The sequence below is a fragment of the Rhodobacter capsulatus SB 1003 genome (assembly GCF_000021865.1).
Taxonomy (GTDB): domain Bacteria; phylum Pseudomonadota; class Alphaproteobacteria; order Rhodobacterales; family Rhodobacteraceae; genus Rhodobacter; species Rhodobacter capsulatus_B.
The window spans coordinates 1,696,232-1,708,899 of sequence record NC_014034.1 but is presented as its reverse complement, the minus strand read 5'-3'; the positions used below and the strand labels follow the sequence as shown (position 1 = coordinate 1,708,899).

The window sequence follows — 12,668 nt, the reverse complement described above, 5'->3', positions numbered from 1 at the left end:
CCACAGGCACCACGGTCGAAAAGAGGCGTATTTGCACCAAGAAAAAACAGCATGAGGACAAGCACATGATCCCCTCCTCCTATCCCGCCCGGGAAGAAATCGCCCGGTTGACCGCGCGGATGCTTCTGGAAATCAAGGCGGTGCATTTCAACGCCGAGACGCCCTTCACGCTGGCTTCGGGCCTGCCCTCGCCCACCTATATCGACTGCCGCAAGCTGATCAGCTATCCGCGCATCCGCTCGACCTTGATGGATTTCCTCGCCGTCACCGTGCTGCGCGACGCGGGCTTCGAGGCGTTTGACAATATCGCGGGTGGCGAAACCGCGGGCATCCCCTTTGCCGCGATGGTGGCCGAGCGGCTGGCGCTGCCGATGACCTATGTGCGCAAAAAGCCGAAAGGCTACGGCCGCAATGCCCGCATCGAAGGCGCGATGACCGAAGGCCAGCGCGTGCTGCTGGTCGAGGATCTGACCACCGACGGCGGCAGCAAGCTGAGCTTCGTCGATGCGATCCGCGAGACCGGCGCGACCTGCGCCCATACGGCGGTGATCTTCTACTACGGCATCTTCCCGGAAACCGTGCCCAATCTGGCCGCGCATGGGGTGCAATTGCACCATCTCTGCACCTGGTGGGACGTTCTGGCCGAGGCCCGCGCGCAGGGTGCCTTTGACGCCGCGACGCTTGACGAGGTCGAGGCCTTCCTGAGCGCCCCGCGCGCCTGGCAGGAGGCCCACAAGAAGGGCTGAGATTTCCGGGGAGAACCCCGGGGATACGCCTGTGGATGAAATGGGGACAACCCGGGGCGACTCGCGCGCCCGGGGGGATACCCGCAATATCTTGTGGTCCTTGGTGGAAATTCCCCCAAAAATGCGCTAAACTGCGGCGCGGTTGCGCTTTTGTCCACAGGGTTATCCGACCTTGCGGAAGGTTTCCGTTTTCCCCCGCCCGTCGCTAGAAGAGCCCGGGGGATGGGATCATGAGGCAGAAATGAACACGCTTGCACCGATCAGACCCGAGATGCCGGAAGAAGAGGCTCTGCCGCATAATATCGAGGCGGAACAACAGCTTCTGGGGCTGATCCTGACGAATAACGATGTCATGGACCGGATCGCCTCGGTGGTGCGGGCGGAGCATTTCTTCGAACCCGTGCATCGCACCATCTTCGAGGTGGCGGCGGCGCGGATCCAGAAGAACGCGCTCGCCTCGCCGGTGACGCTCAAGGCCTATCTGGAGGATGACGAGGGGCTCAAGGCGCTTGGCGGCGCCACTTATCTGGCGCGTCTTGCCGGGGCGGCGATCTCGTCTTACGCCGCGCGCGACTATGCGCAGATGATCCATGATCTGGCGCTGCGGCGCGAGCTGATCCGGCTGGGCAAGGATCTGTCGGCGTCCGCGCAGAAGGTCGAGGTCGGGCTGGAGCCCGAAGACCTGATCGTCAAGACCGAGGGCGCGCTTTACAAGCTGGCGGAATCGGGCACGGCCGACAAGGGATTTGTGAGCTTTCTCAAGGCGGTGACCGAGGCGGTGCAATCGGCGAACGCCGCCTATCAGCGCGAGGGCGGGCTTGCGGGCGTCTCCACCGGCCTGCGTGATCTCGACCGGAAACTGGGCGGGCTGCACCCTTCCGACCTTCTGATCCTGGCCGGGCGCCCCTCGATGGGGAAGACCTCGCTTGCGACCAACATCGCCTTCAACATCGCCAAGGCCTACAAGCGCGGGATGCGCCATGACGGCACCGAAGGCGCGGTCGAGGGGGGCGTCGTCGGCTTCTTCTCGCTCGAGATGTCGGCCGAACAGCTGGCGGCGCGGGTGCTGTCGGAAGCCTCCGAAGTGCCCTCGGAACAGATCCGCCGCGGCGACATGACCGAGGCCGAATTCCGCCGTTTCGTCGAGGCGGCGAAGGCGCTGGAAACCTGCCCGCTTTACATCGACGACACCCCCGCCCTGCCGATCTCGCAGGTGGCGGCGCGCTGTCGGCGGCTCAAGCGCACGCATGGGCTGGATGTGGTGATCGTCGACTATCTGCAGCTGCTGCGCGGCTCGGGGCGGACCGACAACCGGGTGCAGGAGATCGGCGAGATCTCGATGGGGCTGAAGGCGATCGCGAAAGAGCTGAACATTCCGGTGATGGCGCTCTCGCAGCTGAGCCGGACGGTGGAAAGCCGCGAGGACAAGCGCCCGCAGCTGAGCGACCTGCGCGAATCGGGCTCGATCGAACAGGATGCCGACGTGGTGATGTTCGTCTATCGCGACGAATATTATCACGAACGTCTGAAGCCGCCGGAGGACGATCCGAAATTCGCCGAATGGATGCAAAAGGCCGAACGCGTGCATGGCAAGGCGGAGGTGATCCTGGGCAAGCAGCGCCACGGCCCGATCGGCACCGTCGAAGTGGCGTTCGAAAGCCGCTTCACCCGGTTTTCGGACCTCGCCCGGCCCTGGCAGGGCGACGGCTCGGACGGGTTCTGAGCCAAGGCCGGGGGCTTCGCGCCCCCGGACCCCCGCGGGATATTTGTGGCAAGATGAAAGCCGACCCGGGGTGTTTTCATCTTGCCCGAAATACCTCGGGGAGTCCGCTTGCGGACGGGGTGAAGGGGGACCGTGGCGCCAGTGGCGCCGCGCAAGCCCCCTGAACGAGCCCCCCTGCCACATCTGCCGCGGGCGCGCGCGTTCACGGATGTTTGCGCTTGACCTTCGGCCCCTCAGGCTCAAGAAAACCGCATGACCACAGCATCGCTCCGCATCGATCTTGACGCCGTGCTTGCCAATTGGCGGGCGCTTGACGCAATGACTTCCGCCGCCACCGAGACCGGGGCGGTGGTCAAGGCCGACAGCTACGGCCTTGGCGCCGCGCGGGTGGCGCGGGTTCTGGCCCGGGCGGGGGCACGCAAGTTCTTTGTCGCCGCCGCCGAGGAGGGCGCCGCCGTCCGCCAGGCCCTGGGCGAAGGCCCCGAGATCTTTGTCTTTTCCGGCCATATGGCGGGCGACACCGAGATGATCGGCGATCTGGGCCTGACGCCGATGCTGAACTCGGTCGAGCAGGTGAAGCGCCATGTCGACGCCCTGCCCGGCGCGGCTTTTGGCGTGCAGCTGGATACTGGGATGAACCGGCTTGGCCTTGAGCCCGCCGATTGGGCGGCGGTTTCGGCCGAGCTGATCGCCGCCGGGCCGAAGCTGGTGATGAGCCATCTGGCCTGTTCGGACGAACCCGAGCATCCGATGAATGCGATGCAGTTGAAGAATTTCCGCGCCATGACCGACGGTCTGGGGCTGAAACGCGCGCTTTCGGCGACGGGCGGCATCCTGCTGGGCCCCGACTATCATTTCGACGTCACCCGGCCCGGCATCGGTCTTTATGGCGGGCTGCCGTTCGAAACCGCCCGTGCGGTGGTGCGGCTGTCGCTGCCGGTGGTGCAGATCCGCACCGTCGCGCCGGGCGAGACGGTGGGCTATGCCAACAGCTGGACGGCGGCGCGCGAAAGCCGCATCGCCACCGTCGCCGCGGGTTATGCCGACGGGCTCTCGCGCCGGTTTTCGGGCAAGGCGACGCTCTGGGCGGGCGACACCCCCTGCCCGCTCGTCGGCCGCGTTTCGATGGATCTGATCACCGTCGATGTCACCGATCTGCCCGAGGTGCCGCAAAGCCTTGAGATCCTTGGGCCGCATCAGGGTGTCGATGCTTTGGCCGAGGTCGCGGGCACGATCGGCTATGAAATCCTGACCGCGCTGGGGCAACGCTATCAGCGCAGCTATGTCGGGGGGTTGGCGTGATCCTCTCGGCCCTGGCCGGGCTTGGCCGCACCGTTCTGGCGGCGCTTGCGGGCGCGGGCCGGATCAGCCTTTTCACCGGTGCTGTGCTGAGCCACATGCTGCGCCCGCCCTTTTACAGCCGCGAATTCCTGCAGGCGCTCTTGCAGATCGGCTGGCTGTCCTTGCCCGTCGTCGGCATGACGGCCTTCTTCACCGGCGCGGCGCTGGCGCTGCAGATCTATGCGGGGGGGGCGCGGTTTTCGGCCGAAAGCGTCGTGCCCTCGATCGTCGCGATCGGGATGGTGCGCGAACTGGGCCCGGTGCTGGGCGGACTGATGGTCGCGGCGCGGGTGGCCAGTTCCATCGCGGCCGAGATCGGCACGATGAAGGTGACCGAACAGATCGACGCTTTGGTCACACTGTCCACCAACCCGTTGAAATATCTGGCGGTTCCGCGCGTTCTGGCGGCGACGCTCTCGGTGCCGCTGCTTGTGGCCGTGGGCGATGTCATCGGTGTTCTGGGCGGCTGGCTGATCGGGACGGAGCGGCTCGGTTTCAACTCGGCGACCTATATCCGCAACACCTGGGAATATCTGGAACTGTGGGATGTCGGCTCGGGTCTGGTCAAGGGCGCGGCCTTCGGCTTCCTGGTCGCGCTGATGGGCTGCTATTACGGGATGAATTCGGGCCGCGGCGCGCAGGGCGTGGGCCGGGCGACGAAATCCGCGGTCGTCGCGGCTTCGGTCGCGATCCTTGCCTCTAACTACCTGCTGACCGAGGTGTTCTTCTCCAAATGATCGAGATCGAAACCCTCGCGAAATCCTTCGGGTCGAAACAGGTGCTGCGCGGCGTGTCCCTGCGCATCGAACGCGGCGAAAGCCTGGTGGTCATCGGCGGCTCGGGCACCGGGAAATCGGTGCTTTTGAAATGCATCCTCGGCCTCGTGACGCCCGATTCCGGGTCGATCCGGGTCAACGGCGCCCCCGTGGTCGCGGCGCGCGAAGAGTTTCTGTCGCGCTTCGGCATGCTGTTTCAGGGCGCGGCGCTGTTTGACAGCCTGAGCGTCTGGCAAAACGTCGCCTTCCGGCTGCTGCGCGGCCCGCACAAGCGCCCCAAGGCCGAGGCCCGCGCCGTGGCGGTGGAGAAACTCGCCCGCGTCGGCCTTGGCCCCGAGGTCGCCGATCTTTTCCCGGCCGAACTCTCGGGCGGCATGCAAAAGCGGGTGGGGCTGGCCCGCGCCATTGCCACCGACCCCACGGTGATCTTCTTCGACGAGCCGACGACGGGGCTTGATCCGATCATGTCAGGCGTGATCAACGATCTGATCAATTCCGTCGTGCGCGAGATGGGGGCGACCGCGATCACCATCACCCATGACATGTCCTCGGTCCGGGCCATCGCCGACCGGGTGGCCATGCTGCATGACGGGCTCATTCGCTGGCATGGCTCGATTGCGGAAATGGACGCGACGTCAGACCCTTATGTGACGCAATTCATCCATGGCCGGGCCGAGGGCCCGATCGCCGCGATCCGCTGAGACAGGCTGCGGCGCCCCCTTCTCTGCCCGGCGCTTGCAGGCTGCGCGGGGCTCTGCCACAAGGGCGCATGGCCAAGGCATCCGCAAACTTCACCTGCACCGGCTGTGGTGCTGTCCATCGCAAATGGTCGGGGCGCTGCGACGCCTGCGGCGCGTGGAATTCGATCGTCGAAGAGGCGCCGCTTTCGACCGGCCCCGCGGGCAAGAGCCTGGGCGGGGCCAAGGGGCGGCGCATCGATCTGACGACGCTTGCCCATGAAGAGGCGCCGCCGCCGCGCACGCTTTCGGGCATGGCGGAGTTTGACCGGGTGCTGGGGGGCGGGCTTGTCCCCGCCTCGGCGATCCTGGTGGGGGGCGATCCGGGGATCGGGAAATCGACGCTGCTCTTGCAGGCCGTTGCGGCTTTCGCCCGCAAGGGGTTGAAATGCCTTTACATCTCGGGCGAGGAAGCCTCGGCGCAGGTGCGGATGCGGGCCTTGCGGCTGGGTCTGGCCGATGCGCCCGTCAGCCTTGGCGCCGAGACCAACCTGCGCGACATCCTGACGACGCTTGAAGCCGAACGGCCCGATCTGGTGGTGATCGACTCGATCCAGACGATGTGGGCCGACATGGTCGAAGCCGCCCCGGGCTCGGTCAGCCAGGTCCGCGCCGCCGCGCATGAGCTGGTGAGCTTTGCCAAATCGCGCGGGGTTTCGGTGATCCTGGTGGGCCATGTCACCAAGGAAGGCCAGATTGCCGGTCCGCGCGTCGTCGAACACATGGTCGACACCGTGCTGTATTTCGAGGGCGAACGCGGCCATCAGTTCCGCATCCTGCGCGCGGTGAAGAACCGCTTCGGCCCGGCCAGCGAGATCGGCGTTTTCGAGATGACCGGCGGGGGCCTCGCCGAGGTCGCCAACCCCTCGGCCCTCTTTCTTTCTGAGCGCGGCCAGCCCGCCCCCGGCTCGGCGGTCTTTGCGGGGATCGAGGGCACGCGGCCGGTGCTCACCGAAATTCAGGCGCTTGTTGCCCCCTCCTCACTCGCCAGCCCCCGGCGCACGGTGGTGGGGCTCGATTCGGGGCGGGTCTCGACCATTCTGGCCGTGCTGGAAAGCCGCTGCGGCATTCCCTTTGCCGGGCTGGATGTGTTCCTCAATGTCGCGGGCGGGCTGAAGGTGCTGGAGCCCGCCGCCGATCTCGCCTTGGCGGCTGCGCTGCTTTCGGCGCGCGAGGATGTGGCGCTTCCGGCCGATCTGGTGATTTTCGGGGAAATCTCGCTTTCGGCGGCGCTGCGCCCGGTGGGTCAGGCGGAAAACAGGTTGAAAGAGGCGGAGAAACTTGGTTTCTCACAGGCGATCCTGCCGGTGGGCACCAAGCTTGAAGGCGGGGCGGGGATGGCGCTGCGCAAGCTGCCCGACCTCGTGACATTCGTTGGGGACATGTTCGGCGCGGGCTAGCGTCACAGGGGGTTTGGAACCATGGAAGGGTTCACCATCGTCGACGCCATCGTGGCGATCACCATCATCCTGTCGGCGATCCTCGCCTACAGCCGCGGCTTCGTGCGCGAGGGGCTGGCCATCATGGGCTGGATCGGCGCCGCGGTGCTGGCCTATACTTTTGCCGATGCCGCCAAGCCCTTGATCGCGCAGCTGCCGGTCCTGAACAAATTCCTGGCCGACAGCTGCGAACTGGCGACGATCGGCGGTTTCGCCGCGGTCTTTGCGCTCTCGCTGGTGCTCTTCTCGATCCTGACGCCGCTTTTTGCGACGCTGGTGCAGCGCTCGGTTCTGGGGGGGCTCGATCAGGGGCTCGGCTTTCTCTTCGGCGTCGCGCGGGGCGTGATCCTCGTTGCCGTGGCCTTTGTCGTCTATGACAAGCTGGTCACGGCGCAGGCGATGCCGGTGGTGGAAAATTCCCGCTCGGCCAAGGTGTTTTCGAAGCTGAGCGGGCAGATGGACGACACGATGCCCGATGATGCGCCGGGCTGGATCGTCGCGCGCTATGAAACCCTGGTGGCGAAATGCACCCCCGCCGCCGAGACGGTTTTGCCCGGCGGCGTGACGCCCCCCGCCACGAACTGAGCCATGACCCGCGCGAAATCGTGACAGCTTTGTAAGGAATTCCGAGCGGGAGGGCTTAACACCCCTCCCGTTTCGCGTTAAAGCCGCGCCAAGCCCAAGATCCCTGGAGCCTTCCCATGACCGTTGCCGAAAAGACCTTCCTGTCGCATCCCTTTGACGACGACAAGCTGAAGGAGGAATGCGGCGTCTTCGGCGTGATCGGCGTTGCCGATGCGGCGAATTTCGTGGCGCTCGGGTTGCATGCGCTGCAGCACCGCGGCCAGGAAGCGGGCGGCATCGTCGCCCATGATCCGGCCAAGGGCTTCAATTCGGCGCATCGCTTCGGCTATGTGCGCGACAATTTCACCAAGGCCTCGCTGATGGAGACGCTGCCGGGGCCGCTGGCCATCGGCCATGTGCGCTATTCGACGGCGGGCTCGAAAGCGGCGGTGATCCGCGACATCCAGCCCTTCTTCGGCGAGTTTTCGATGGGCGGCTGTGCGATCGCCCATAACGGCAACCTGACGAATGCCGATGCGCTGCGCCGCGAGCTGATCGACCGCGGTGCAATCTTTCAATCCGGCTCGGACAGCGAATGCATCATCCATCTGATGGCACGCTCGATCCAGACCAACCATGCCGAGCGCATCGCCGATGCGCTGCGCCGGGTCGAGGGGGCGTTTTCGGTGATCGCGATGACGCGCACCAAGCTGATCGGCGTGCGCGATCCCTTGGGCGTGCGGCCGCTGGTGCTGGGGCGGCTGGGTGAAAACGGCTATGTGCTCTCGTCCGAGACCTGCGCGCTCGACATCATCGGGGCGGAACTGGTGCGCGAGATCGAGCCCGGCGAGATGGTGATCATCCACGAAGGCCAGATCGAAAGCACGCGCCCCTTCCATGCGGCGCAACCGCGGTTCTGCATCTTCGAGCATGTCTATTTCTCGCGGCCCGACAGCATCATCGGCGGCCGCTCGGTCTATGAGACGCGCCGCCAGATCGGGGTGGAGCTGGCGCGCGAGGCGCCCGTCGAGGCCGATCTGGTCTGCCCGGTGCCCGACAGCGGCACCCCCGCCGCGATCGGCTACAGCCAGGAATCGGGGATTCCCTTCGCGCTTGGGATCACCCGCAACCAATACATGGGCCGCACCTTCATCGAGCCGACCGAGCATATCCGCAACATGGGCGTGCGGCTGAAGCTGAACGTCAACCGCTGCCTGATCAAGGGCAAGCGGGTGGTGCTGGTGGACGATTCGGTGGTGCGCGGCACGACCAGCCGCAAGATCAAGGAGATGATCCTCGAAGCAGGTGCTGCCGAGGTGCATTTCCGCATCGCCAGCCCGCCCACCGCCTGGCCCTGCTTTTACGGCGTCGACACGCCCGACCGGAACAAGCTTCTGGCGGCGCGGATGTCGGTCGAGGAGATGCGCGAGTGGATCGGGGTAAACAGCCTCGAGTTCATCTCGCTCGACGGTCTTTACCGCGCCGCGGGGGCCGAGGCCGGGCGCGACAACGCCTGTCCGCAATATTGCGACGCCTGTTTCTCGGGCGATTATCCGGTGAAGCCCTCCGATCAGATCGGCAAGGGCTTCAAGATGAAGGGCTGAGGGGGTATTTCGCCTCGGCGCAGCCGAGGCGAAACTCTTCCCTCAACCGAAATCCGCAGGCTGGCGATGGCCGGTCAGTTGCGCCGAGATCGGCGGCTCCCTCCAGCGAAACAGCACCAGATGCCAGCGCTCGGGCGCGGTGCGGGCGGTGTAGATCATCCCCGCCGCGCCGCCCGCGCGCGCCGCATCGGCCACCTGCCAGCTTGAGGCCGCAAGACCCTGCGCGCGTTCGGGCAACCAGGGCACCGCCGCCAGCCGCGGATCGACGCCCCAGGCGGCGCATTGCGCGCTGTCGCGCAGATCCAGCACCCGCGTGGGCCCGATCGTCATCTCGCAGATCACCCGCGGCGGATCATCCGGCCCGATGTAAACGCGCACCGCATGCTGCGCCCAGTCGGGCCGGGAGGAGACATAAAGCGTCGGCTGAAAGTCGTGGTGAAACCGCCCCTCGCGGCTTGGCGCGCGGTCCAGCGCCGTCTTGACACGGGCGGCGGGAACGATGCGATAGAAGCGGCCGGAGATCTGGTGAAATCCGCGCTCCCCCGCCACGGCGCGGCCTAGCGGCTCAGCCGTGCGGCGAGCCGTTCGGCCACCGTCGGCGTGACGAATTTCGACACGTCGCCGCCCAGCCGGGCGATCTCCTTGACGAGCTTCGAGGCGATCGCCTGCCGCCGCGCATCGGCCATCAGGAACACGGTTTCCACGCTGGCATCCAGCGCCCGGTTCATCCCCACCATCTGGAATTCATATTCGAAATCGGCCACCGCCCGCAGCCCGCGCACGATCACCCCGGCGCCGACATCGCGGGCGCAGTCGATCAGCAGGTTCTCGAACGGATGCACGACGATCTCGCCACCGCGCCTTGCGGTGATCGGCGCGCATTCCGCCTTGAGCATCTCCACCCGCTCCTCGAGCGAGAACAGCGGCCCCTTGTCGCGGTTGATCGCCACCCCGATCACCAGCCGATCCACCAGCGCCAAAGCGCGCTCGATGATGTCGATATGCCCAAGGGTCACCGGGTCGAAGGTTCCGGGGTAAAGGCCGATCCGCATCCAGTCCTCCTCAGACCGCACTCACCGAAAGGTGAGCGCACGCAACAGCATCGGCGCGGAATTTGCAAGCCGAAGCACCCGCGCCGCAGCGTCACAGCGCGCGCGTCGGCGAGCCCACCGCCGCCCCCGCCGCAGCCAGCGCCTCGAGCCGCGCCACCTCGCGCCGCATGCCGCGCCCCAAAGCCTCGGCCAGCCGGTCCAGCCGTTCCGAGCGGCGGTCATCGGCATGCCGGATCAGCCAGAAGGCGCGGGAAAGCGCGATATCCCCGGGCAGAACCCGCAGCACCCCCGGCGTGAAGGGCAGCGCGAAATCATGCACGATGCCCAAGCCTGCCCCCGCCCGCAGCATCTGCATCTGCACGGAGACCGAATTCGAGGCGAGTTCCACCGTCGAAGCCCCGGTCTGCGCCAGATAATCGAGCTCCTTGTCGAAGATCATGTCGGGAATATAGCCGACGATGCGGTGCCCCTTGAGCTGCGCGCGTTCCAGGATCGGCGGATGGCGGCGCAGATAGGCCTCGTGCCCGGCCAGATGCAATTGATACTCCACCAGTTTCTGCACCGTCAGCCGCCCGGCCGAGGGCGGCGAGACGGCAATCGCCATATCCGCCTCGCGTTTCGAGAGGTTGAAGACCCGCGGCAGCGCGACGATCTGGATTTCCAGCCCGGGATGGCTGTCGCAGATCTCGGCGCAGACCTGCGGCAGCAGGTAATTGGCGCAACCATCCGGGGCGCCGATGCGCAATTGCCCGGTGATCTGGCCTGCCGCGCCCGAAAGCTCCTCGGTCGCGGCGGCAAAGGCGGCCTCGGCGGCCTCGGCATGCGGCATCAGCCGCGCGCCTTCGGCGGTCAGCGCATAGCCCTGCGGCGATTTCGCGAACAGCTTCGCGCCGACCGCTTCCTCCAGCCGCGCCACCCGCCGCCCCACCGTCGCCGCATCGCATTTCAGCCCCCGCCCGGCACCGGACAGGCTTTCCGCCCGCGCGACGGCCAGAAACACCCGCAGATCATCCCAATCCATCCGCCACCTTTGCAAAATTGCAAAATGCTTTTGCCTGACTTCCTCTTTTGGCGGCATTTTCGCAAGGGTAATCTGCGCCAAACCTGTCAGGGAGGATAGAATGAAAGAGATCGGACATTGGATCGACGGCAAGATGGTCGCGGGCACTTCGGGCCGCTTTGCCGAGGTGATGAACCCGGCCACGGGCGAGGTGCGGGCGAAAGTGGCGCTGGCCACCAAGGCGGAACTTGACGCCGCCGTCGCCGCCGCCGAACGCGCGCAGCCCGGCTGGGCCGCAACGAACCCGCAGCGCCGCGCCCGGGTGATGATGAAATTCGCCGATCTGATCAACACCCATATGGACGAGCTGGCCGAACTCGTCTCGGTCGAGCATGGCAAGGTGCTGGCCGATGGCCGCGGCGACGTGCAACGCGGGCTCGAGGTGATCGAGGTCTGCATGGGCGCACCCGCGATGCTGAAGGGCGAATATACCGATGGCGCGGGTCCGGGGATCGACATCTATGCGATGCGCCAGCCGCTGGGCGTTGTCGCGGGGATCACGCCCTTCAACTTCCCCGCCATGATCCCGCTGTGGAAAATGGGTCCGGCGCTCTCGGCGGGCAATGCGATGGTGCTGAAACCGTCCGAGCGCTGCCCCTCGACCGCGCTGCGTCTGGCGGAACTGGCCAAGGAAGCGGGCCTGCCCGATGGCGTGCTGCAGGTGGTGAACGGCGACAAGGACGCGGTCGATGCGATCCTTGACAACGAGACCATCCAGGCCGTGGGCTTTGTCGGCTCGACGCCGATCGCGCAATATATCTATGGCCGCGCCTGTGCGAATGGCAAACGCGCGCAGTGCTTTGGCGGCGCCAAGAACCACATGCTGATCATGCCCGATGCCGACATGGACAAAGCCGCCGATGCGCTGGTGGGCGCGGGCTACGGTGCGGCGGGGGAACGCTGCATGGCGATCTCGGTCGCGGTGCCGGTGGGCAAGGGCACGGCCGAGGCGCTGATCTCGCGGCTGATCCCGAAGATCGAAAAGCTGAAGGTCGGCCCCTATACGGGCGGCGCCGATGTCGATTTCGGGCCGGTGATCACCGCACAGGCGCGTGACCGGATCGAGGGGCTGATCGCCTCGGGCGTGGAACAGGGCGCGCAACTGCTCATCGACGGGCGGGGCCTGACGATCCAGGGCTATGAAAACGGGTTCTACACCGGCCCGTCGCTGTTCGACCACGTCACCCCCGAGATGGAGATCTACAAGCAGGAGATCTTCGGCCCGGTGCTGAGCGTCGTGCGCGCCGAGAGCTACGAGGAGGCGCTGAAGCTGGTCATGGACAACGACTACGGCAACGGCACGGCGATCTTCACGGCGGATGGCGACACCGCGCGCGATTTCGCCAGCCGGGTCAATGTCGGCATGGTCGGGATCAACTTCCCGATCCCGGTGCCGCTGTCCTATTACAGCTTCGGCGGCTGGAAGAAATCGGCCTTTGGCGATCTGAACCAATACGGGCCCGACGCCTTCCGCTTCTACACCAAGACGAAAACCGTCACTGCGCGCTGGTTCTCGGGGATCAAGGATGGCGTGGCGCTGAACTTCAAGGCGCTCGACTGAGGCACGATCAGGGGGGCCGCGCCTTCGGCGCGGCTTGCCCTTCGGGCCAGAGGCGTATTTGCGCC

At 66.2% G+C, this 12,668-nt stretch carries 12 protein-coding genes; 9 read left to right on the top strand and 3 right to left on the bottom strand.

Annotation, left to right across the window (positions count from 1 at the left end; genetic code table 11):
• Positions 1–65: 65 nt before the first annotated feature.
• From RCAP_RS07810 to purF, 8 genes are all read left to right on the top strand, one after another.
• On the top strand, positions 66–746 hold the full coding sequence (locus RCAP_RS07810; protein ID WP_013067300.1) for an orotate phosphoribosyltransferase: 681 nt from the start codon (positions 66–68) through the stop codon (positions 744–746).
• Between the two features lie 241 nt (positions 747–987).
• Positions 988–2,469 carry a replicative DNA helicase gene (locus tag RCAP_RS07805; protein ID WP_013067299.1) on the top strand — a complete coding sequence of 494 codons (1,482 nt, stop codon included), beginning with the start codon at positions 988–990 and terminating at the stop codon, positions 2,467–2,469.
• A gap of 252 nt (positions 2,470–2,721) precedes the next feature.
• Entirely contained in the window at positions 2,722–3,771 is a 1,050-nt protein-coding gene (gene alr / locus RCAP_RS07800; RefSeq protein ID WP_013067298.1) for an alanine racemase, read from the top strand.
• Positions 3,771–4,547, top strand: coding sequence for an MlaE family ABC transporter permease (locus RCAP_RS07795; RefSeq protein WP_031321150.1), 777 nt, complete (start codon positions 3,771–3,773; stop codon positions 4,545–4,547). The genes alr and RCAP_RS07795 overlap by 1 nt, the downstream gene beginning before the upstream one ends.
• On the top strand, positions 4,544–5,287 hold the full coding sequence (locus RCAP_RS07790; protein ID WP_013067296.1) for an ABC transporter ATP-binding protein: 744 nt from the start codon (positions 4,544–4,546) through the stop codon (positions 5,285–5,287). Before RCAP_RS07795 ends, RCAP_RS07790 begins: the two co-directional genes overlap by 4 nt.
• A 68-nt stretch (positions 5,288–5,355) precedes the next feature.
• The gene (gene radA / locus RCAP_RS07785) at positions 5,356–6,723 is read left to right on the top strand and encodes a DNA repair protein RadA (protein ID WP_013067295.1); all 1,368 of its coding nucleotides are present in this window, start codon (positions 5,356–5,358) and stop codon (positions 6,721–6,723) included.
• A 21-nt stretch (positions 6,724–6,744) separates the two neighbouring features.
• Positions 6,745–7,347 carry a CvpA family protein gene (locus RCAP_RS07780; RefSeq protein ID WP_013067294.1) on the top strand — a complete coding sequence of 201 codons (603 nt, stop codon included), beginning with the start codon at positions 6,745–6,747 and terminating at the stop codon, positions 7,345–7,347.
• 116 nt (positions 7,348–7,463) lie between these two features.
• Positions 7,464–8,930, top strand: coding sequence for an amidophosphoribosyltransferase (gene purF, locus RCAP_RS07775; protein ID WP_013067293.1), 1,467 nt, complete (start codon positions 7,464–7,466; stop codon positions 8,928–8,930).
• Positions 8,931–8,972: 42 nt separating this feature from the next.
• Here the strand turns inward: purF and RCAP_RS07770 are convergent, their stop codons facing one another.
• The 3 genes from RCAP_RS07770 to RCAP_RS07760 all read right to left on the bottom strand — a co-directional run bounded on the left by RCAP_RS07770 (position 8,973) and on the right by RCAP_RS07760 (position 11,003).
• Positions 8,973–9,479 (bottom strand): RES domain-containing protein, encoded by a 507-nt coding sequence (locus RCAP_RS07770; protein ID WP_013067292.1) that lies wholly within the window; start codon positions 9,477–9,479, stop codon positions 8,973–8,975.
• An 8-nt stretch (positions 9,480–9,487) separates the two neighbouring features.
• Positions 9,488–9,982, bottom strand: coding sequence for a pantetheine-phosphate adenylyltransferase (coaD, locus tag RCAP_RS07765; RefSeq protein WP_013067291.1), 495 nt, complete (start codon positions 9,980–9,982; stop codon positions 9,488–9,490).
• Between the two features lie 91 nt (positions 9,983–10,073).
• Positions 10,074–11,003, bottom strand: coding sequence for a LysR family transcriptional regulator (locus RCAP_RS07760; RefSeq protein WP_013067290.1), 930 nt, complete (start codon positions 11,001–11,003; stop codon positions 10,074–10,076).
• A gap of 100 nt (positions 11,004–11,103) precedes the next feature.
• Between RCAP_RS07760 and RCAP_RS07755 the strand changes: the two genes are divergently transcribed.
• The gene (locus RCAP_RS07755) at positions 11,104–12,603 is read left to right on the top strand and encodes a CoA-acylating methylmalonate-semialdehyde dehydrogenase (protein WP_013067289.1); all 1,500 of its coding nucleotides are present in this window, start codon (positions 11,104–11,106) and stop codon (positions 12,601–12,603) included.
• Positions 12,604–12,668 lie beyond the last annotated feature (65 nt).

Coding starts and splice junctions, on each gene's coding strand:
- RCAP_RS07810 (WP_013067300.1), top strand. CDS start 66: ATGATCCCCTCCTCCTATCCCGCCCGGGAAGAAATCGCCCGGTTGACC.
- RCAP_RS07805 (WP_013067299.1), top strand. CDS start 988: ATGAACACGCTTGCACCGATCAGACCCGAGATGCCGGAAGAAGAGGCT.
- alr (WP_013067298.1), top strand. CDS start 2,722: ATGACCACAGCATCGCTCCGCATCGATCTTGACGCCGTGCTTGCCAAT.
- RCAP_RS07790 (WP_013067296.1), top strand. CDS start 4,544: ATGATCGAGATCGAAACCCTCGCGAAATCCTTCGGGTCGAAACAGGTG.
- radA (WP_013067295.1), top strand. CDS start 5,356: ATGGCCAAGGCATCCGCAAACTTCACCTGCACCGGCTGTGGTGCTGTC.
- RCAP_RS07780 (WP_013067294.1), top strand. CDS start 6,745: ATGGAAGGGTTCACCATCGTCGACGCCATCGTGGCGATCACCATCATC.
- purF (WP_013067293.1), top strand. CDS start 7,464: ATGACCGTTGCCGAAAAGACCTTCCTGTCGCATCCCTTTGACGACGAC.
- coaD (WP_013067291.1), bottom strand. CDS start 9,982: ATGCGGATCGGCCTTTACCCCGGAACCTTCGACCCGGTGACCCTTGGG.
- RCAP_RS07760 (WP_013067290.1), bottom strand. CDS start 11,003: ATGGATTGGGATGATCTGCGGGTGTTTCTGGCCGTCGCGCGGGCGGAA.
- RCAP_RS07755 (WP_013067289.1), top strand. CDS start 11,104: ATGAAAGAGATCGGACATTGGATCGACGGCAAGATGGTCGCGGGCACT.